Annotated in this window: 17 protein-coding genes; 10 read left to right on the plus strand and 7 right to left on the minus strand. The window is 66.5% G+C overall.

What is annotated here, in order from left to right; all coding sequences use genetic code 11:
* Positions 1 to 132: 132 nt before the first annotated feature.
* A complete protein-coding gene (locus XH96_RS13860; protein ID WP_061878910.1) occupies positions 133 to 492 on the plus strand; it encodes a hypothetical protein in 360 nt (119 codons plus the stop codon).
* Positions 493 to 642: 150 nt separating this feature from the next.
* On the opposite strand, the gene XH96_RS39840 is transcribed toward XH96_RS13860, so the two are convergent.
* Together XH96_RS39840 and XH96_RS13870 are read right to left on the minus strand one after the other, a co-directional pair.
* The gene (locus XH96_RS39840) at positions 643 to 774 is read right to left on the minus strand and encodes a hypothetical protein (protein WP_371740084.1); all 132 of its coding nucleotides are present in this window, start codon (positions 772 to 774) and stop codon (positions 643 to 645) included.
* 10 nt (positions 775 to 784) lie between these two features.
* Complete coding sequence (locus XH96_RS13870) at positions 785 to 2,152, minus strand: hypothetical protein (RefSeq protein ID WP_194392979.1); 1,368 nt, start codon at positions 2,150 to 2,152, stop codon at positions 785 to 787.
* Positions 2,153 to 2,227: 75 nt separating this feature from the next.
* Here XH96_RS13870 and XH96_RS13875 point away from each other — a divergent pair, with 75 nt between their 5' ends.
* Positions 2,228 to 3,424: a major facilitator superfamily domain-containing protein 6 gene (locus tag XH96_RS13875; RefSeq protein WP_194392980.1), complete on the plus strand. Its 1,197-nt coding sequence runs from the start codon at positions 2,228 to 2,230 to the stop codon at positions 3,422 to 3,424.
* Here XH96_RS13875 and dgcA read toward each other — a convergent pair.
* Complete coding sequence (gene dgcA / locus XH96_RS13880) at positions 3,394 to 4,389, minus strand: N-acetyl-D-Glu racemase DgcA (RefSeq protein WP_194392982.1); 996 nt, start codon at positions 4,387 to 4,389, stop codon at positions 3,394 to 3,396. The two genes, XH96_RS13875 and dgcA, sit on opposite strands and share 31 nt — an antisense overlap.
* 134 nt (positions 4,390 to 4,523) lie before the next feature.
* Here dgcA and XH96_RS13885 point away from each other — a divergent pair, with 134 nt between their 5' ends.
* Genes XH96_RS13885 through XH96_RS13895 form a run of 3 tightly spaced genes read left to right on the plus strand, consistent with a single transcriptional unit; the run spans position 4,524 to position 7,326 of the window.
* Positions 4,524 to 5,657, plus strand: coding sequence for an ABC transporter permease (locus tag XH96_RS13885; RefSeq protein ID WP_194392983.1), 1,134 nt, complete (start codon positions 4,524 to 4,526; stop codon positions 5,655 to 5,657).
* Positions 5,658 to 5,659: 2 nt separating this feature from the next.
* Positions 5,660 to 6,430: an ABC transporter ATP-binding protein gene (locus tag XH96_RS13890; RefSeq protein WP_028177433.1), complete on the plus strand. Its 771-nt coding sequence runs from the start codon at positions 5,660 to 5,662 to the stop codon at positions 6,428 to 6,430.
* Between the two features lie 29 nt (positions 6,431 to 6,459).
* Positions 6,460 to 7,326 (plus strand): MlaD family protein, encoded by an 867-nt coding sequence (locus tag XH96_RS13895; RefSeq protein WP_194392984.1) that lies wholly within the window; start codon positions 6,460 to 6,462, stop codon positions 7,324 to 7,326.
* Between the two features lie 296 nt (positions 7,327 to 7,622).
* Here the strand turns inward: XH96_RS13895 and XH96_RS13900 are convergent, their stop codons facing one another.
* Positions 7,623 to 13,262, minus strand: a complete 5,640-nt coding sequence (locus XH96_RS13900) for a negative regulator of septation ring formation (RefSeq protein WP_194392986.1) — start codon at positions 13,260 to 13,262, stop codon at positions 7,623 to 7,625.
* A gap of 397 nt (positions 13,263 to 13,659) precedes the next feature.
* Between XH96_RS13900 and XH96_RS13905 the strand changes: the two genes are divergently transcribed.
* Both XH96_RS13905 and XH96_RS13910 read left to right on the plus strand, forming a co-directional pair.
* On the plus strand, positions 13,660 to 14,034 hold the full coding sequence (locus tag XH96_RS13905) for an Hpt domain-containing protein (RefSeq protein WP_194392987.1): 375 nt from the start codon (positions 13,660 to 13,662) through the stop codon (positions 14,032 to 14,034).
* 168 nt (positions 14,035 to 14,202) lie between these two features.
* Positions 14,203 to 14,523, plus strand: a complete 321-nt coding sequence (locus XH96_RS13910; RefSeq protein WP_008143731.1) for a 2Fe-2S iron-sulfur cluster-binding protein — start codon at positions 14,203 to 14,205, stop codon at positions 14,521 to 14,523.
* A 15-nt stretch (positions 14,524 to 14,538) separates the two neighbouring features.
* Here XH96_RS13910 and XH96_RS13915 read toward each other — a convergent pair whose 3' ends face one another.
* On the minus strand, positions 14,539 to 15,006 hold the full coding sequence (locus tag XH96_RS13915; RefSeq protein ID WP_194392989.1) for a thioesterase family protein: 468 nt from the start codon (positions 15,004 to 15,006) through the stop codon (positions 14,539 to 14,541).
* Between the two features lie 182 nt (positions 15,007 to 15,188).
* Between XH96_RS13915 and XH96_RS13920 the strand changes: the two genes are divergently transcribed.
* The 3 genes from XH96_RS13920 (at position 15,189) to XH96_RS13930 (ending at position 17,620) form a co-directional block, all read left to right on the plus strand.
* Positions 15,189 to 16,217, plus strand: a complete 1,029-nt coding sequence (locus XH96_RS13920; RefSeq protein WP_194392990.1) for an NAD(P)/FAD-dependent oxidoreductase — start codon at positions 15,189 to 15,191, stop codon at positions 16,215 to 16,217.
* 105 nt (positions 16,218 to 16,322) lie between these two features.
* On the plus strand, positions 16,323 to 16,913 hold the full coding sequence (locus XH96_RS13925; protein WP_194392991.1) for a DUF2147 domain-containing protein: 591 nt from the start codon (positions 16,323 to 16,325) through the stop codon (positions 16,911 to 16,913).
* Between the two features lie 350 nt (positions 16,914 to 17,263).
* Positions 17,264 to 17,620: a hypothetical protein gene (locus XH96_RS13930; protein ID WP_028177426.1), complete on the plus strand. Its 357-nt coding sequence runs from the start codon at positions 17,264 to 17,266 to the stop codon at positions 17,618 to 17,620.
* Between the two features lie 142 nt (positions 17,621 to 17,762).
* Here the strand turns inward: XH96_RS13930 and XH96_RS13935 are convergent, their stop codons facing one another.
* Entirely contained in the window at positions 17,763 to 19,127 is a 1,365-nt protein-coding gene (locus tag XH96_RS13935) for a HAMP domain-containing sensor histidine kinase (RefSeq protein WP_194392993.1), read from the minus strand.
* Positions 19,124 to 19,804, minus strand: coding sequence for a response regulator transcription factor (locus tag XH96_RS13940; RefSeq protein WP_194392994.1), 681 nt, complete (start codon positions 19,802 to 19,804; stop codon positions 19,124 to 19,126). The genes XH96_RS13935 and XH96_RS13940 overlap by 4 nt, the downstream gene beginning before the upstream one ends.
* Between the last annotated feature and the right edge of the window lie 72 nt (positions 19,805 to 19,876).

A 19,876-nucleotide genomic window follows, 5' to 3' on the forward strand; every position in this document is an offset into this window, starting at 1 on the left:
GCAATATTATTCGCCCAGCTGCTGCTGCTGCGCTGGCAAGCTTATCGGGACAGGCCGGCATGTCGAAGCGGCAAAAAGCCTCCCACTCGAATTTGAATGGTCTTCCGACAGGCGAGCGTCTATCGTCGATTCATGTCCCGCCTCATGTGTCTATTCGTTGCCATCATCCTGTGTCTGCTGCCCGCCGTCGCGCCCGCTGAGGCCGCGCAAAAGCGTCCCAAGCCGGTCTGGAAGGGTTATGGCTTCCTGCCCGGCTATCGCCAGCCGCTGAGCAACAGCATTCCGCTCTACAAGCAGAAGGACGCGATGCGGCGCCTCGCGCGCAACGACCGGCGCCATTGGTACATCGACCCGGTTCCTCAATATTACCGTTGGGATGGCGAGTGGCATTATTTCGGCCGCCCCGGCTTCAACGGCGGCCGCTACAATGGCGGCAGCTTTGGTCCGTGCTGGACGCGCACGCCGATCGGCCCGATCTGGAATTGCGGGTGAGCGCGCGGCGGTTAGGGAAAGCTGCGGACGACCTCGATCAAGCCGACGATTGCGGCATTGAACGCATCGAGGTCCTCGGCCGTGTCACGAAGCCTGAGCCGCTCGCTGGGACGTTCCAATCGCGCGCAATCTTGATCGCGTAGTCTTCAGTCAGTACCGGATAGAAGATCGGCTGGTCGGGCAGGCGTGGCGGAAATGCGCGCATGCCGGATTGCTGATCAGCTCCAGCTCTTTCGGGCCGACAGGACGCCAGAGGGTGAGGGTGTCTTCGGTGGAAGACATCGCTGCCCCCTTACGAGAAGAACGCGATCTTCTCGGCCTGGGTCATGCGGCGGATCGGGGCGAGCGGGTCGTTGGCCGGCGCGCGGGGCTTCTGCAGGATGCCGCTGGCGAGGATGGTGGCGCCGAGCGAGGGCTCGGGCTGGGACGCGGACAGGGGCGAGGGCATCGGTAGGGTCGCGGTCGACGCTGCGGCGAATGTTGCCGTGGCCGCCATGGCCGGGGCCTGCTGCTCCATTACCTCGGCGGCGGCTTCCGCAATGGCGTCGGTGAGGCGCGCGAGCGAGTCCATCGCGATCGGCGCGTCGGCGGCGGACTCTTCCGCGACGGCTGCGACGACCGGCTCAGATGCGACCGGCTCCGGAAGCTCGGCGGCAACGGGCGCTGCGACATCCGAGGCCATCGGTTCCGGCGTCGGCGCGGCCAACTCGACCGGCTCGATGATCTCGTCGAACTCCGGATCGGGCGCGGCCATCTCCAGCGCGATGGCGTCGAGGATGGCTTCGTCCTCGGCTTCCGCGGCGGCATCGGGCGAGAACGCCTCGGCGGTCTCCGCGAAGGCGGCAGGTTCGGCGATCCGCTCCTCGAGAGCGACGTGTTCAACTGTGGCTGACTCGGGCGCGATGTCGCGTTCCGCAGCCGTCTCCGGCGCGGCGGCAGCCTGGTCGGCCATGGCGAGCGGCTCGGTGGTGCCAGCGTTCTCAGCGGCTGCTTCGGGCGCGAGAGTTGCTGCGATGTCCTGCGGCGTCTCCGTGAAAGCCACGGGGGCTGCGCTGGCCGTCTCGGCGGGCGCGGCCGCCGGCGCAGGCGCAGCCTCGGCGGACGGCGCGGCCTGCGGCGTTGCGCCGCCGTCAAGCTGCTCGACACGATCCCTCAGCAGATCGAAGGCGGCCTTGAGCTCGACGCGGGGGTCGATGGTCGACATCTGTCCGCAGGCGGCCTCGATCGAGGCGAGCTGCGAATCAATAAGGTCGCAGATTCGCCCGTCGGCGCCGATCTCGCGCCAGCGCCAGGAGATCTCCTTGATGATGCGCACCCCGCGCGGGATCGGCGCGAGGCTCGCCTCCATCGCCGCGGGATCGAACGCCGCGATCGCGATCGTCTCGGCCTCGCGAATGGCGCGACGGATCTCGACCAGCGCTTCGGGCAGGCGGTCCTCGACGACGGGTTGTCGCTGCGCCGCAAGGGTTTCTTCGATCCTTGCGACCGCATCCAGCACCATGCTTGTGTCGGCGTTGCGGTTGCGCCTGGCGTATTCGCCGAGGAACCAGCGGCCGCGCGCGGTCTCCATGAAGGCTTCGCGGATCGCGTCGTAATCCTGCTCGTTCGGCTCGGCCGCGCGGGCAGACATGGGCGAGAGGGCGAATGCTTCGTTGGCCATGACAATCTCGTCGCGCAAATCAGTGCGCGCTACTGTAACGATCACCACGATATCGACCGAATCGCAATTGGTTTGATGCAGTCCGACTCACAAATCCCCATCGCGGCAGCGAAGAAGCGGCGATTCGCCGTGAGCCTCGCCCTGTTCTATTCGGCCGTGTTCGCGGTCTCGGGCACGCATCTGCCGTTCTTCCCGGTCTGGCTCAAGGCGATCGGCATCGACGCGGCCTGGATCGGGCTCATCAACGCGCTGCCGGCGATCACGCGCTTCACCACGCTGCCGCAGGTCACGGCGTTCGCCGAGAAGCGGCATGCCATTCGCGCCGCCATGATGGTGTCGGTGCTGGCGACCGCGATCGGCTTCACGGCGGTCGGACTACAGCAGCAGCCGCTGGCACTGTTCCTGATCTATGCGCTGACCTGCATGATGTGGACGCCGACGATGCCGCTGACCGATGCCTATGCGCTGCGCGGTGTCGCCCGCTACGGGCTCGACTACGGACCCCTGCGGCTGTGGGGCTCGGCGGCGTTCGCCGCCGGCTCGCTCGCCTGCGGCTATCTCGTCGACGTCATCGCGGCCCGCGATCTGATCTGGGTCATCGTGGCCTGGGCGATCGTTGCGGTGCTCGCCAGCCTGCTGCTTCAGCCGCTCGACGATGTCAGGCACAGGACGACCGAGAGACATGCCGGCACGGCGCTGCTGCGCGATGCGGGCTTCTGGGCGATCATCGCCGCGGCCGCGCTGATCCAGGGCAGCCACGTCGCCTATTACACCTTCTCGGCCATCAACTGGCAGCTCAATGGGATCAGTGGGCTGACGATCGCGGGCCTGTGGACGCTGGGCGTGATCGCCGAGATCGTCGTGTTCGCGCTGTCGCCGCGCTTCTCGCTGCATCCGTCCACGATGATGGCGATCGGGGGGCTCAGCGCCGTCGTGCGCTGGGTCGTCACCGCCAGCGAGCCGCCGCTGGCACTGCTCGCGGTCGTGCAACTCGGCCACGGCTTCAGCTTCGGCATGACCATCCTCGGCACCATGAGTCTCCTGGTGCGGCGTGTGCCGCAGCACCAGATCGCGCGCGGGCAGGGCTACTACGCCGCGTGCAACGGCCTCCTGGGCGCAGCGACCTCGATCGCGTCAGGCGCGATCTACGCCCGCATCGGCGACGGCCTGTACTACGTCATGGCCGCGATGGCCGGCCTGGGGGCGCTCGTGATCTGGTCGGCGCGGCACCGCCTCATGGGTCATCCCCAGAGCGAAGAATCCGGCGGATAGACCAGGCTGCCGTCATAACGCAGCCCATGATCGCGGTCGCGCGCGAGCAGCAGCGGGCCGTCGAGATCGACGAAGCGGGCCTGCGGGGTGATCAGCATGGCGGGCGCCATCGACAGCGAGGTTGCGACCATGCAGCCGATCATGATCTCGAAGCCGAGCGCCTGCGCGGCATCGGCCATGGCGAGCGCCTCGGTGAGGCCGCCGGTCTTGTCGAGCTTGATGTTCACGGCATCGTAGCGCTCGCGCAGGGGCGCGAGCGAGGAGCGGTCATGCACGCTCTCGTCGGCGCAGACGGCGAGCGGCCGCCTGATCCGTGCCAGGGCCTCGTCCTTGCCTGCTGGCAACGGCTGCTCCACCAGGGTGACGCCGGCTGCGGCGCAGGCGGCGAGGTTCGCTTCCAGATTGGCTTCGGTCCAGGCCTCGTTGGCGTCGACGATCAGCTCCGATTCGGGGGCGGCCTTGCGCACAGCTGCGATCCGCTCCGGATCGCCGGCGCCGCCCAGCTTGATCTTGAGCAGCGGCCGGTGCGCCGCCTTGGCGGTCGCCGCGGCCATGGCTTCGGGGGCCGCTAACGAGATCGTGTAGGCGGTGATGCGCTCTCCGGGCGTTGGGCGGTTCAGCAGGTTCCAGGCCCGCAGGCCTGCCGACTTGGCCTCGATATCAATCAGGGCGCAATCCAGGGCGTTGCGGGCCGCACCGGGGGGCATGGCGGCCTGGAGAGCCTGCCGCGTGAGCCCGCCCGCGAGGGCCTGCTGCATGGCCTGGATGGCGGCCAGCGTCGCCTCGGGCGTCTCGCCGTAGCGGGGATAGGGCACGCACTCGCCGCGGCCGGTCAGGCCGTCCCGGCTGACCTCCGCCACGACGGTCACGGCCTCGGTCTTGGCCCCTCGGCTGATGGTGAAGCTGCCCATGATCGGGAAGCGCTCGATTCGCGCCGCCAAGGCAGCAAATTTCAAGGAAGTCATTTTGAACTCTGGCGAAATCTGAACCGGCTAGTTACCTCTATCAACTAACATTAACCACTTGGGGATACCTTCTCTGGGTAAGGGCGCGTGCGCAACAATCTGATTTTCTCCGCCCCGGTACGGGAGCGGATATCTTGAGCAGCGATCCGAAGCTCGAACGGATTGCCAAGGGCAACGCGCTGGCACTTTGCGCTACCGGGACCTGGACCGCGAGCTTCGCGCCGGTCCTGGAGCGGATGGTGGCTGACGCCGAGAAGCTCGCAGGCAGCCCGCAAAGCATCTTCATCGACGTCTCCGAGGTCGCCAAGCTCGACACTTTCGGGGCATGGCTGATCGAGCGGCTGCGCCGCAGCCTGACCCAGGGCACCGTCGAGGCGCAGATCGCGGGCCTCTCCGCCAATTATTCCAGCCTCGTGGACGAGGTGCGGCGGGTGCGGGCGACCCCAGTGGTCGACAGCAGCACGATCACCATCTCCGGCATGCTGGAGCAGATCGGCCGGACCGTGGCCGGTGTGGCCGGGACCGTGACAGGCCTCGTCGACATGCTCGGCGCAGTGCTCGCGGCGGGGGTTCGCGTCTTGATCCACCCGCGCTCGTTCCGCCTGACCTCGACCGTGCACCACATGGAGCAGGTCTGCTGGCGCGCGGTGCCGATCATCGTGCTGATCACCTTCCTGATCGGCTGCATCATCGCGCAACAAGGCATCTTCCATTTCCGCCGCTTCGGCGCCGACATCTTCGTCGTCGACATGCTGGGCGTCCTGGTGCTGCGCGAGATCGGCGTGCTGCTGGTCGCGATCATGGTCGCGGGCCGCTCCGGCAGCGCCTACACCGCCGAACTCGGCTCGATGAAGATGCGCGAGGAGATCGACGCGCTGCGCACCATGGGCTTCGATCCGATCGAGGTCCTGGTGCTGCCGCGCATGCTGGCGCTGGTGCTGGCGCTGCCGATCCTCGCTTTCCTCGGCGCGATGGCCGCGCTCTATGGCGGCGGCCTGGTTGCCTGGCTCTACGGCGGCGTCGAGCCCGAGGCCTTCCTGCTGCGCCTGCGCGACGCCATCTCGATCGATCATTTCATCGTCGGCATGGTGAAGGCGCCCGTCATGGCCGCCGTGATCGGCATCGTCGCCTGCGTCGAGGGGCTCGCCGTGCAGGGCAGCGCGGAATCGCTCGGCCAGCACACCACCGCATCGGTGGTGAAGGGCATCTTCTTCGTCATCGTCATGGACGGCGTGTTCGCCATCTTCTTCGCCTCGATCGGGATGTGACGATGGCAGGCGAGATTCAGGATCCCATCATCCGCGTCCGCGACATCACCGTGCAGTTCGGCACGACGCGCGTGCTCGACGGGCTCAATCTCGACGTCAAGCGCGGCGAGATTTTGGGCTTCGTCGGCCCATCGGGGGCGGGCAAGTCGGTGCTGACGCGCACCATCATCGGTCTCGTGCCGAAGGTCGCTGGCTCCATCGAGGTGTTCGGCGTCGACCTCGATTCCTCCAGCACGTCGCAGCGGCGCAACGTGGAGCGTCGCTGGGGCGTGCTGTTTCAGCAGGGCGCGCTGTTTTCTTCGCTCACCGTCGGGCAGAACATCCAGTTTCCGATGCGCGAATATTTGCGCGTCTCGCAGCGGCTGATGGACGAGATCACCATGGCCAAGCTCACCATGGTCGGGCTCAAGCCCGAAGTCGCCGAGCGTTTCCCGTCCGAGCTCTCCGGCGGCATGATCAAGCGCGTGGCGCTGGCACGCGCGCTGTCGCTCGATCCGGACCTCGTCTTCCTGGACGAGCCGACCTCGGGCCTCGACCCGATCGGCGCCGGCGACTTCGACGAACTGGTCAGAACCCTCCAGCGCACTTTGGGGCTGACCGTTTTCATGGTAACCCACGATCTCGACAGCCTTTACACCGCATGTGACCGCATCGCCGTTTTAGGGAACGGTAAGATCATTGCGGCAGGGTCGATCGCCGACATGCAGGCCTCGCAGCATCCCTGGCTGAGGCAGTATTTTCATGGCAAGCGCGCCCGCGCGGTCATGGGTTGAATAGCTGGGTTGAGTAGCCGGAGCACCTGATGGAAACGCGGGCGAATTACGTATTGATCGGCTCGTTCACGCTGGCGGTGATCGCCGCGGCGATCGGCTTCGTGCTGTGGTTCCAGTCGCTGCACACCACCAAGCAGCGCAGCCCCCTGCGCGTCGTGTTCGAGGGACCGGCTGCGGGCCTGCGTAACGGCGGCAGCGTCAACTTCAACGGTATCAGGGTGGGCGAGGTGGTCTCGGTGAAGCTGGACAACCCGCGGCGGGTTGTCGCACTCGCCATGATCGAGAACAACGCGCCGATCCGCAAGGACACCCTGGTCGGCCTCGAATTCCAGGGCCTCACCGGGGTTGCCGCCATCTCGCTCAAGGGCGGCGACGAGGCCGCCGCACCACCGCCGCTCGACCAGGATGGCATCCCGACGCTCACCGCCGATCCCAACAAGCTCCAGGACGTCACCGAGGCGATCCGCGGCACGCTGCAGAACATCAACAAGATCGTCTCCGACAATCAGGAGTCGGTGAAGAACTCGCTCAAGAACCTCGAGACCTTCACCAACTCGCTGGCGCGCAATTCCGAGAAGATCGACGCCGTGATGGCCAAGGTCGACGGCGTCATGCTCAAGGCCGACAGTCTCATGCTCGGCCTCAACACGCTGGCCGGCGGCAAGGACGGCGGCGAGCTGTTCCAGGCGGTGAAGTCGATCCGCGAGCTCGCCGACGATTTCGACAAGCGCTCCGGCGCGTTGATGGCCGACGGCCGCCGCACCCTCGGCGACATCAGCCGCGCCGTGAACAATTTCGACCGCAACCCGACCCGCGTGCTGTTCGGCGCCAGCAACTCGTCGCAACCCGCCCCGCCGCCCGAGCCGCCGAAGCCGGCGGCGGCGCCGAGGCGGTAGGCGATAGGGAGGCCTCTTCCCTTCTCCCCCTGTGGGAGAACGTGGCGCGCAGCGCCGGATGAGGGGTTGCATCCTCATATTCAACTGAGAGAGATGCGCGCGCCGAGAGAGACCCCTCATCCGGCGCGCTTCGCGCGCCACCTTCTCCCACAAGGGGAGAAGGAAGAAGAGAGCTCCGCGGCGGCAACTGTCTCCGAGACAGCATCGACTTCGTCGCCAGAGCGCAACGACGAGCTCAAACAAAAACGGAGGCCGTGAGGCCTCCGTTTTCATTCGCTATTCGTTGCGATCCTCGCTCACCCCAGCCGGCCCGCCGCATGCGCGAGCAGCGTGTACACCAGCCCCGTTTCCGAGGTGAGATGGCTGCGCAGCTCCTGCGGGCCGCGGCCGTCGCGGGCGACCTCGTCGAGCAGGCGCTCGAACTCGGCGACGTAGCGGTCGACCGTGCCCTTGAAGTTGCGGTCGGCGCGGTACTTGCGGGCGACCTCGTCGAACGCCTTCTGGCCGGCGGGCGTGTAGAGGCGCTTGGTGAAGGCCTTGTTCTCGCCGCGCTGGTAGCGGTCCCACATCTCGGCGGCGAGGTTGCGGTCCATCAGCCGGCCGATGTCGAGCGACAGCGATTCCAGCGGATTGCCGCCACCTTGCGGGGCCTGCGGCAGCGGCGCGGGTGCCGCGCGGCCGCGGGCGGCCTCACGGCCGGTCGGAGCGCCCTGGTTGGCGTCCGTGCGGCTCAGCAGATCCGACAGCCAGCCGTCGCGGCCCTGGTCGGTGCCGCCAGGTGCAACCGGCGGTGCTTCGGTGCGGCGCGAGGGAGCCGGCATGCCGAGGTCCGGCGGCGGCAGCGTCGAGGCGCTGCCGGTGTCGCGCATGCGCGTCTCGGCGGCCCGGCCGCCGACGGCCGCCAGCACCGGCTCTTCCTGGCGCTGCACGCTGGCGCGGCCCGCCGTGGTGACGTCGAGGCCGCGGCCATGCTGGGCCACGATGCGGTTGAGCTCGGCGAGGGCCTCGATCTGGTCGACGATCACCTTGCGCATCTGCGCGGTGCTCTCGGCAGCCTCCTGCGGCATCTCGAGCACGCCGCGGCGCAGCTCGTTGCGGGTGGCTTCGAGCTCGTTGTGCATCTCGAAGGCCATCTGCTTCATGCTGGAGACGAGGTTGGTGAACTTCTCGGTCGACTGCTTGAACATCGCATCCGCCTCGTCCGTGGTCTGGCGGTAGATGTCGTGCATCGCCTCGATGGTCTGGCGGTGCTCCTCCTCGGAGGCCGCGCGCACCGCCTCGAACTGGCGGGTGATCGCGGCCGAGCCTGCGCCGGCGGTCTCGGCGACCACGCGGGCGATGTCGCGGGCGCGCTCTTCGGCGGCCGCAAGGGATTCATCGAGCAGTCCGGTGAAGCGCGACAGCCGCTGGTCGAGATCGGCGGTGCGCAGGTCGATGGTGGTGACGAGCGATTCCAGCGCCTGCTTGCGTTCGGCGAGCGAGGCGGTGGTGTTCTTGTTGCTCTGCTCGACCACCTGCGCGGCCTCGACCAGCGCCTGGCCGTGCTTGTCGAACTGGATCGACAGCTCGCCGAGATCCTGGAGCGCCTTCGTGGTCTTGCTGTTGAAGACGTTGAGCTGCTCTTCCAGGTTCTGCGTCGCATCGCCGTTGCGCGAGGTGACGTCGTTCATCGCCGAGACAAAGTCGGCGACGCGCGTCACCAGCGCCCGCTCGAGCGAGTTGAGGTTGTCGTGCGCACCGGTCAGCACCTCCTGGAGCAGGATGTTGCCTTCGCGCAGACGCTCGAACAGGGCCACCGTGTCGGTGCGCAGGATCTTGCTGGTCTCCTGCATCTCGGTGACGGCCGCGATCGAGACCTGGCGCGACTGGTCGATCGCGGAACGCGAGGCCTGCTCGAGGTCCTTGAGCGACTTGCCGACCGCGCTGGTGGCGATCTCGCTCGCCGCGTTGATGGTGCGGGCGACTTCCGAGCCGTTGCCCATCATGGTCTGCGAGAAGGCCTGGCCGCGCGTCTCGATCGACTTCAGTGCATCGGAGGTGACGCGGTCGATGTCGAGCGTGAGCTGGCTGGTCTTGGAGCCGATCGCGTCGACGAGCGCGCCGCGCTTGGCGTCGATCATGTTCGAGAGGCGGTCGGCCTGCTGCTGCACATAGGTGACGATCTCGTCGGTCTTGCCGGTCATGGCCTGGCCGAAGCTGCTGCTGGCGGCGAGCACGGAGCGCTCGACGTCGGCCGAGCTCGACTTGACCCGCGAGCTCGCCTCGTTGGAGGCCGAGATCAGCGCGTTCTGGGCGTTGAGCGCGCTGGTCTGGATGTCATTGGTCGCGTTGGCAGCCGCCGCGCTCAGCGTCCGCTCGATCTCGGTCGAGATCGTGCGGATCTGGCTCGCGGCATCAGCCGAGGTCGAGGTCAGCGAGATCTGCGCCTCACGCGCGCTGCTGAGGATGGTCGAGGCGGTGTCGGCGCCGACCGCGGTCAGCGTGCGCTCGATGTCCGTCGTCAGCGACTTGATCTGGCTGGCCGCATCGCTCGAGGCGGAGATCAGCGAGCCCTGGGCCTCGCGAACACCGCTGGTGAGCGCCTCGATGGTGGCGCCGCCGGCGGTCGCCAGCGCCCGCTGCATCTCGGCCGCGAGCGAACGGACCTGACTGGTTTGTTCGGCCGAGACCGCGAGCAGGGTGGTCTGGGCGTCGCGGGCGCTGCTGGTGATCGTCTCGGCGGTCGACTGGCCGACCTGCGAGAGCGAACGATGCACTTCGGCCGCGAGCGACTTGACCTGGCTCGCCGCATCCGAGGATGCCGTGACCAGCGTGCTCTGGGCCTCGCGGGCGCCGCTCATGATGGTCTCGGCGGTCGAGGTGCCCGCCATCGTGAGCGAGCGCTGCACGTCCGAGGACAGCGCCTTGATCTGGTTGGCGGTCTCGGTCGAAGCCGCGACCAGCGCGCTCTGCGCATCGCGGGCGCCGGCGGTGATCGATTCCGCCGTGGTGGTGCCGGCCATGGTGAGCGAACGCTGCACGTCGGCGGTGAGAGTCTTGACCTGGTTGGCCGCGTCCGAGGACGCGGTGACGAGGGTGGTTTGCACCTCGCGGGCGCCGGCCAGGATCGAGGCTGCGGTGGCAGCGCCTGCTGCCGACAGCGTGCGTTCGACGTCGACCGCGAGGCCCTTGATCTGGTTGGAGGCATCGCCCGATGCCGCGACCAGCGTCGACTGCGCTTCGCGGGCGCTGGTCAGGATCGAGTTCGCCGCACCGGTGCCGACCGCGGTCAGCGCCTGCTCGACCTCGGCCGAGGTCATCCTGAGCTGGGCGTTGACGTCGGAGGAGACCGTCAGCAGCGACTGCTGAGCGGTGCGCGCGCCGGTCTGGATCGTCTCGCTGGTGTTGACGACGAGGTTGGTGAGCGAGCGCTCGGCGTCCTCGACATGCGAGCGGATCGCGGTCGAGATCATCTCGGCGCGGGACATCATGTCCTCGCTGGCCTGGCGTCCGCTGCTCTCGATGCGGCCGGCGACGGCCTCGACGCGCGAGCCGAGCAGGTCCTCGAACTGCGCCACGCGCACGTCGATGTCGCTGGCGACCGAGCCGACCTTGGTCTCGATGGCCTGATGGATCTCCTGGAAGCGCGCCGTGACCGTGTCGGTCAGGTGCGTGCTGCGTCCGTCGATGATCTCGGTGACGCCGGTGATGCGGCGGTCGACCGCCTCGATCGCCTGCGCGGTGCCGTCCGTGAGCGTCGAGCTCAGCAGCGTCAGGCGCGTGTCGATCGACTGCACCGCCTGCGAGGCGCCGTTGGTCACGGCGGTGGTCAGGTAGGTGAGGCGGGAATCGATGGATTCGAGCGCCTGCGTCGCGCCGCCGGTGAGCGTCGTCGTGAGATGCGTCAGCCGCGTGTCGATCGACTGGATGGTCTGGGATGCGCCGTCGGTCAGCGAGGTCGCGAGGTAGGTGAGGCGGCTGTCGATCGACTGGATCGCCTGCGCGGCACCGTCGGTCAGCGACGTCGCCAGCGTGTTGATGCGTCCGTCGATGGTTTCGGTCATGGACCTCGCGCGGCTGTCGAACGACTGTTCGAGCGCGGCGACCCGGCCCACGAGCTGCTCGTCGAAGGTCCTGATGTGGCCTTCGATCGTGCCGTCGAGGCTGGCGATCTTGCCGTTCAGCGAGGTGTCGAGATTGCTGACGCGTTCGCCGACCGTGGTCTCGAATTGCACGAGGCGCTGGTCGAGCACCGCCGTGATCTCGCCGCCGTTCGCCGTGAAGCGGGTATCGAAATTGTCGACATAGGTCTTCAGCGTCTCGGCGATGTCCTGCGTGCGCTGGCCCATGCGCTCGACGATCTCGCCGCCGAAGGTCTTTACGGTGCGGTCGAACTCGGAGATGTGGCGCGTGATCAGCGCGCCCAGCGTGCCGGAGTCGCGGGCGAACTTCTCGACCAGCTCGGTGCCCTGGTTCCTCACCAGCTCGTCGAAGGCGCTCATCTGCAGCGACAGCGAGTCGTGCGCGGTCTCGGTCTGGCTGACGACCTTGGCGACCAGGGTGTTGACGGTGGCGTCGAGCGCCTCGCTCGCCTTGTCGCCGCTCGTCAAGATGTGGTTGGCGAGCCGGTTGCCGGCGTCGTCGATCTTGGCCGAGAGGTCGTTGGAGCGCAGCTCGAGCTCGAGCAGAAGCGAGTCCGACGAATTCTTCAGGGAATCGTGCACCTGCTCGGTGCGCTCGGAGATGCCGTCGACGATCGCGGCGGAGCGCTGCTCGAATTCGCCGGTGATGCGGTCGATACGCTCGTTCAGCATCTCGTGGACGCGGTCGGCGAGGTCGACGAACTCGTCGTGGACGTGGCCGGTCTTGAAGTTGAGGCTGGTGGTCAGCCGCTCGCTGGCGTCGAGCACCGCGCGTGTGGTCTCGTTGCTGGCTTCCTCGAGCCGGTCGAGCAGGTCGCCGCCGCGCTCGCCGAGCGCCAGGATCATGTTGTCGCCGGCATTGCTCAGCGCCTGGGTGATGTGCGCCCCGCGCTCTTCGAGCGCGCCGGTGATCGATTTCGCAACCTCGTCGACGCGGGAGGCGATCGCATCGGAGATCAGCGCGATGTCGTGGCGCAGATCGATCTGCACGCCGGAGATGGCGCTGCGGACCTGCTCGGCCTGGCCGACCAGATTGTCGCGCTGATGCGCGATGTCCTGGAGCAGGGCGCGGATGCGCACCTCGTTGTCGCTATAGGCGCGCTCCAGCGCGGCGACCTCGTTCGCGACCAGCGTCTCGAGCTCGCCGGCGCGCGCAATCGCGCGCTCGATGCCGTCGCCCATCGCCGCGACCTCGCGGCGGATGGCCTGGCCGACGGTGACCATGGAATCGGAGGCCGAGCCTTCGGGCTCGGAGAAGCGGATTGCGACCTGCGCCATTGCCTGCGCGATCATGCGCATTTCCTGGCCGCGCCAGACGAGGCTGGCGAGGAAGTAGAACAGCATGATCGGCGCGAAGACCATCGCGATCAGGCCGGCGATGACGAGGACGCCGCCGCTCTGGCCCATGGCGGCCTGGATCGAGGGCAGGAAGCCGACGGTCAGCGCGGCACAGGCGGCGAGCCAGACGCCGGCGAAGATGGTGGCGAAGGTATAGACGCTGCGGGCAGGGCGGCCCTTCTGAAGCGCCTGGAGCAGCTGGCCGATGGTCTCGCGGTCGTCATTCGCGGCGCGGCGCGATGAGAGCGGCTCCTCGACCGTATCGAACACGGTCGACCGCTCATTGGCGGCCGGTCGCGGCTCGAAGCTCGGCTCATCGAAGATCGGAGGCGCGGGCGGCACCGGGGGCGCCGCTTCGTTGCGCGCGGTGGCGTTGCGGCTGGTATCGGCAGCCGTGTCACTGATGTTCAGGGCTTCCTGGATCGCAGAAAGCGCAACTTCTGTGGGGTCTTTGACCTTTTTCGGAGTGTTCGCCATGTTCAGTCCGAGCCCTCGTTACTTGTACGCGTCCCCCCCGCGAGCCCTGCGCTCGGCGCAAGCCCACAGACCGGATCATGCCGCTTGCGCGGATCTCCGAGCCGTCCCCACCCGGACGGCTTGTCCGCCAATTTCCGCAACATCCTATTGGCAGAGCGTCGCGAATGAAATGCCTGCGATTAAGACAATCTTAATCATCGTTAACAGGAGCGCGCCCTAACGCCTTAGCAATAAATGCAATTCTCCACCGAACTCGGCAGATTGCGGCAACTTTCCGTCAACAAACGGGCGGATCTGCGTCAAACGGCTCGAACATTTCGTTAACCATTTTCGTGCTTGGCTGGGGGGAACCTGACCGCCGGACCGGCGGCCGCCGCGCGATGCCGGGGCCTGCGCCATGACGCCTGAACTGCAACGGATGGACTGGATGCCTTCGCCCCCGCTTGCACCGATCGACAGCCCGCTCGACCTCGATCACCTCTCCCGGATGACGCTCGGCGACATTGAACTGGAGCGGGAAGTGTTGGCGATGTTCGCCGAGCAGGCGGGCCGCCTGCTCGCGGCGATGGCTGCGAGTCCGGCCGATGCCGGCGCGCTCGCGCACAAGCTCAAAGGATCGGCGCGCGGGATAGGCGCCTTTGCGGTGGCCGATGCCGCAGCCGGCCTGGAGTGTGCGATCCGGACCGGCCATGGCCGGTCCCATGCCTTCGCCGCTCTGAAAGAGACGGTGACCGAGGCCCGCGCCGCCATCGAGGCGATCCTGAAGCCGTAAGCCGATACGGTCGGAGACGGGCTCCTAGTCTTTTGTTTTGACGCGTTTTCTTCCCGCAAAGCGGGATTCATTCTTCGCATCAAAACGCTATGGCGCCGGGCTAACCGACCCGTTATAGGACAGCCCGGACCCTCCTTCATTCCCAGCACCGCGGCAGTACGAGCACACATGGCCAAGATTCACTTTGTCGACCACAAGGGCGAAACCCGCACGGTAGAAATCGAGAACGGCGCAACCGTGATGGAAGCCGCGATCCGCAACAGCATTCCCGGTATCGAGGCTGAATGTGGCGGCGCCTGCGCCTGCGCGACCTGCCATGTCTATGTCGACGAAGCCTGGCGCGAGAAGGTCGGCAGCCCGACGCCGATGGAAGAGGACATGCTCGACTTCGGCTTCGACGTGCGCCCGAATTCGCGCCTGTCTTGCCAGATCAAGGTTTCCGACGAACTCGACGGTCTCGTCGTGGCGACGCCGGAACGTCAGGCCTGATCGTCCCTCGCTATATCAACTGCGCGGTGCCGCGACCTCGATTCCGCGCTTGTGCCAGGGTCTGAGCTTCTCGATCACCTCTGCGGTGAGCGGCGCGGGGCGCCGCGTGGCCTCGTCGAGCAGGACGCCGACCGACGTCGCTGACGCAATGCACTTCCCGTTCGAGAACACGACCTGTTCGAAGGTCACGGACGTCCGTCCAAGCTTCACCACCCCAAGGCCAAGCTCGATCGTATTCGGCCAGTGCAGCTCGGCGCGAAAATGCATGTCGAGCCGCACCATGATCCAAGCGAGGCCCGGCGGGGTCAGCCCGTATTCGGGAAGCTTCATCAGCGTGACGCGGCCGGTTTCGAAATAGGTGGCGTAGACCGCGTTGTTGACGTGCTGGTTCGGGTCAAGGTCGCCGAAGCGGACGTTGTCGCTGAGGCGAAACGGAAAGTCCTCAAGGCGCGGCGTCATGTCGAGGCGGGCTGGTGCGTTCACCGGTTGATCTCCGTCATATCCAACCTCGTTACAACCCAGTTATTTTGGCCCGGCAAGTGGGCGCGGCTGCGGGGCGCTCCCGCTTTTATGCCTTCCCTGTTCCATCCCCGTTGGCTAGACAGGCAGGGTCACCTCTGCCCGACGGGCGCCGTCCAACCGATAACGACCAACAAAGAGACGACATGAGCGACGTGATCAAAACCGATGTGCTGATTATTGGCGCCGGCCCTTGCGGTCTGTTCGCCGCCTTCGAGCTCGGCCTTCTCGACATGAAGACGCATTTTGTCGACATCCTCGACAAGGTCGGCGGCCAGTGTGCCGAGCTCTATCCGGAAAAGCCGATCTACGACATTCCCGGCATTCCGCATGTCTCCGGGCAGGGACTCACCGACGCGCTGATGGAGCAGATCAAGCCGTTTCACCCGACCTTCCATCTCGGCGAGATGGTCGAGACCGTGGAGAAGATCGGCGATCCCGCCTTCCGCTGCACCACCGATGCCGGCAAGGTGTTCGAATGCAAGGTGGTGGTGATCGCGGCCGGCGGCGGCTCGTTCCAGCCCAAGCGTCCGCCGGTGCCGGGCATCGAGGCCTATGAAGGCACTTCAGTCCATTACGCCGTGCGCAAGATGGAGACGTTTCGCGACAAGAACGTGCTGATCGTCGGCGGCGGCGATTCAGCGCTCGACTGGACGCTCAACCTGCATCCCTTGGCCAAGCGCATCACGCTGTTGCACCGACGCGACGAATTTCGCGCCGCGCCCCACAGTGTCGAGCAGATGCGCGCGCTGGTTGCCGGCGGCAAGATGGATCTGCGGCTCGGCCAAGTCACCGCACTCTCCGGTGCTGACGGCAAGCTCGCCGGCGCGACCATCAAGGGCAACGACAACAGCGTGAGCGAAATTGCCTGCGATACCATGCTGCCGTTCTTCGGGCTGACCATGAAGCTTGGCCCGGTCGCGAACTGGGGCATCGCGCTGGAGAACAATCTGGTGCCGGTCGAGACCTCCGCGTTCGAGACCAACGTCCCCGGCATCTTTGCCATCGGCGACATCAACACCTATCCCGGCAAGATCAAGTTGATCCTGTGCGGCTTCCACGAGGGCGCGCTGATGTCGCAAAAAGCCCATCGCTACGTCTATCCGGAGAAGCGGCTCGTGTTCCAGTACACGACGTCGTCCTCCAGCCTGCAAAAGAAGCTCGGTGTCAACTGAGGGAACGCAGCGGGGAGGCGGTGCCCCATGTTTCTGGTGCTGGAACCGTTCGCGAAATCGCCGTAGTCTGCGGCCATTCCGGTTGTGGAATAGCAAGGTGATCTAATGCGGATTTTTTCCAGCTTTCGGCTGCTCTCTTTCCTCGCGCTGGCATTGTCGCTTGCGACGGTGAGCCCATGTGCGGCGCAGAGCGCCGAGCCCACGGCGGCGGGCCTCTGGCAGAAGGTCGAGGACGGCAAGACAGTCGGATGGTTCCTCTTCATCGACCACAACGGCGTCTTCGAAGGTGTGATCGCAAAGACCTTCCCGCGGCCAACTGACAATCCGAACGAGGTTTGCAGCAAGTGCACCGACGATCGCAAGAACGCGCCGGTGCTCGGCATTTCGTTCGTCCGGAACATGAAGCGCGAAGGATTGAAGTACGAAGGCGGCAACGTGCTCAATCCGCGCGACGGTCAGATCTGGAAGGCCAACATGCGGATCAGCCCCGACGGCCAGACCCTGACGCTGCGCGGCTATCTCGGCATCGCGCTGCTCGGCAAGGACGAGACCTGGACGCGTCTGCCGGATGCCAATATCGCGCAGATCGATCCTGCCATCGTGGCAAAATATCTCCCTGCACAGGCTGCCGTTGCGAAGCCGGCGGCGCCAGCGGCGAAGAAGGGCGGTGCGATGATGGCGCCGCCGAAGCAGTAGAAGCGTACTTCGCACCCTCTGCCGCTCGACTGCCGTAGCGTCGGCGCATGGTCGTTCCCCGCCACTCGCTCTCGCCTTCGGCGAGCCAGATGACAGGCTCAGCGGGGAAGCCAGTACGATATCGCTCCCCCCCTCATCCCTGAACGGCCCGTGCGGCCACGTTCGCCGAATGGCGACCGTGTGCCGGGTCCGCTCCAGTAGTTCCCCGGAATGCACGCTGGCGCCGGATTTGCATAGCTGTCAGCAAAGCTGCTGGGGAGCGAGTCGCCGTCTCCACGCCCGTCGCGCACCACGCGGAGGGTGGACGGCAGCGTTTGCCTCGCGGCGATCACTTCGACCGCGGAGACGACATGAGACCTGCCATATCAGGTGCTGCCACGCTGCTGGGGTTGACGACGCTGCTTGCGGCTTCGGCGCTGGCGCGCGACGACGGCCGCTACGCCAACTCGCCGTTAAAACCCTGGTTCGAGAGTCTGCACAGCGAATTCGGGCAGTGCTGCTCGGATGCCGACGGCTACGTCATTGCCGACGTCGATTGGGAGTCGGATCGCGGCCGCTACCGCGTGCGGATCGACGACGAATGGGTCGTGGTGCCCGACGGTGCCGTGATCACCGTGCCGAACAAGTTCGGCCGCACCATGGTCTGGAAGCACTATATCGACGGTCATCCGCGCGTGCGCTGCTTCATGCCGGGCAGCATGACGTAGCCGCCATCAATCTTCGATGCCGTTCCGGGGCGGCGCGGCAGCGTCGAACCCGGAATCCGGAGGTCGTTGCGCGAGATTCTCAGGTGTGCAATTGCGCACCAGAGTTCGCACGTCGTGCGCCGCGGAATGACGAATGAGCAGCTCAACGCTCTTGCAGATCAAGCTGCGGAGATTTGACCGGGGCGGCGGCCGCGGGAAAGCGCAGGCTCATCGTCGTGCCGCAGCCGGGCGCGGAAGAGACGATCAACTCGCCGCCATGGGCGGCCATGATCTCGCGGACAATCGACAGGCCGAGGCCCGCGCCATCGCCGGCGGCGTTGCCGGTCTGAAATGGCTCCAGCAGCTTGCCTTCCGCGCCGTCGGGCAGGCCCGCGCCGTCATCTTCAACCGAGATGCTGCCATGACCGACCGTGGCGACGATGCGTCGCGCACCACGGGCGTGGATGAGCGCGTTGCCGACGAGATTGGCGAGCGCGCTGCGAACGGCGGCGTCGACGCCCTGGACCAGGAACGGACCATCCCCGTCACGTTCCAGCGCAAGCTCGATGCCGGCATCCAGCGCCGAGGGACTGAAATCCGCGAGTACCTCCAGCGTGATCTGGGCCAGGTCGATCGGTCGCGTCTCGATCGTATGATTTTGCAGCCTCGCCAGGTCGAGCATGGCGGAGACCAGCGAGGTGAGGCGGCGGACATCGCGTACCAGCTCGGCCTTCAGGCCCGGCTCGGGCACGTCCTCGATCTTCGCGCGCAGCAGCGTCAGGGGCGTGCGCAGCTGGTGCGCGGCATTGCCGAGGAAGCGGCGCTGCATCCTGATATAGGCATCGATCTCACCGAAAGCGCGGTTCAGGGCCTCGACCAGGGGCTTCAACTCGGAGGGGACCTCGGACAGCGATATCAAACCTTGCGGGGCCGAGGGATCGATCGCGAGCGCGCGGCGCGCGACCCGTTCGATGCCGCGCGAGACGAAACGTGCAGCGAGCGCCGAGCCGATGGCGACGGTCGCCGCAAAGGCCAGTGCCACCAGCAGGATTGAAAAAATGCGGCGGGCGAGGAAGTTTCTCGCGATTCGGCCGAAGCGGACCTGAGGCTCGCCGAACATTATCGTGAGCCGCAACGAGCCCCGTTGCGCAACGGCGAGACAGAAGGTGCTCTTCTGGTCGAGCGTGCTGAAGACGGACGAGCCGACGGGCCCGCGATACGGAAAGGCGAAGGGGAGGGCAGGCCGGTGTTCGCTGCCGTACTCGCTGACCAGATCGCCCGCCGACACCACGTACCAGAGGTTCGGGCTGTCCCCCTTCAATTCCTCGAGTGCGGGAGTCGAACGTACCGTCAGGGTCTGCGCGTCGATCACCGTGGCGCGGTCGAGAAGGTTCGCTACGACCCCGCAGGCCCTGAACTCGCGTTCCTCCATCGGGTATCGCCAGACGAAGATACCGACCATGATCAGAAAGATCGCTGTGGCGGCGATGCCGAGCGAGAACGCAAACGTCCGGGCGATCGATCTCATCGCGGTGTCGCCAGCCGCAGGATGTAGCCAATGCCCCGCATGCTGCGGATCTCGACGTCGCCGCCGAATGCGGCCAGCTTCTTCCTCAGGCGCGAGACCTGCGCTTCGAGCGTGTTGGATTCGATCTCGTCGTCGAAGCCGTAGATCTCCTCGATCAGCGCGGCGCGGGTGATGACGCGGTCGCGGCGCATCAGGAGGGCGGCGAGGATCAGTGCCTCGCGCCGCCGCAGCAGGATCTTCCTGTCGGCGACCACGACTTGGTTGCTGCCGAGATGCAGCTCGACATTACCTAGCGAAAGCACGGAGGGCGCGAGCAGCCGGGGCCGTCGCAACACGGCGCGCACGCGCGCTATCAGTTCCTGAGGCTCGAACGGCTTGCCGAGATAGTCGTCGGCGCCGCCGTTGAGGCCCTCGACGACGTCTTCCTTGGCGTCCTTGGACGTCAGCATGATGATCGCCGGGCGCTCCGGCGACTGGCTCAGCGCCGTGACGACCTGGAGCGCATCGCCGTCGGGCAGCATGCGGTCGACGATCGCGAGGTCATATTTGAAGTTCTCCAGCGCCTGGCTGGCCTCCGCAATCGAGCCGACGAGGTCGACGATACCGTGCAGTTGACCGAGCAGCCGGGTGATATAGGCGCCGATCTGCGGTTCGTCTTCGATCACGAGGGAGCGCACGCGGGGTCGTCCTTGACTCTGCTGGGGTAACAAAAACCCTGACCGTGACGCTCCCTGACCGACGCCTGGCGT

It is taken from the genome of Bradyrhizobium sp. CCBAU 51765 (genome assembly GCF_015291725.1).
Classification (GTDB): domain Bacteria; phylum Pseudomonadota; class Alphaproteobacteria; order Rhizobiales; family Xanthobacteraceae; genus Bradyrhizobium; species Bradyrhizobium liaoningense.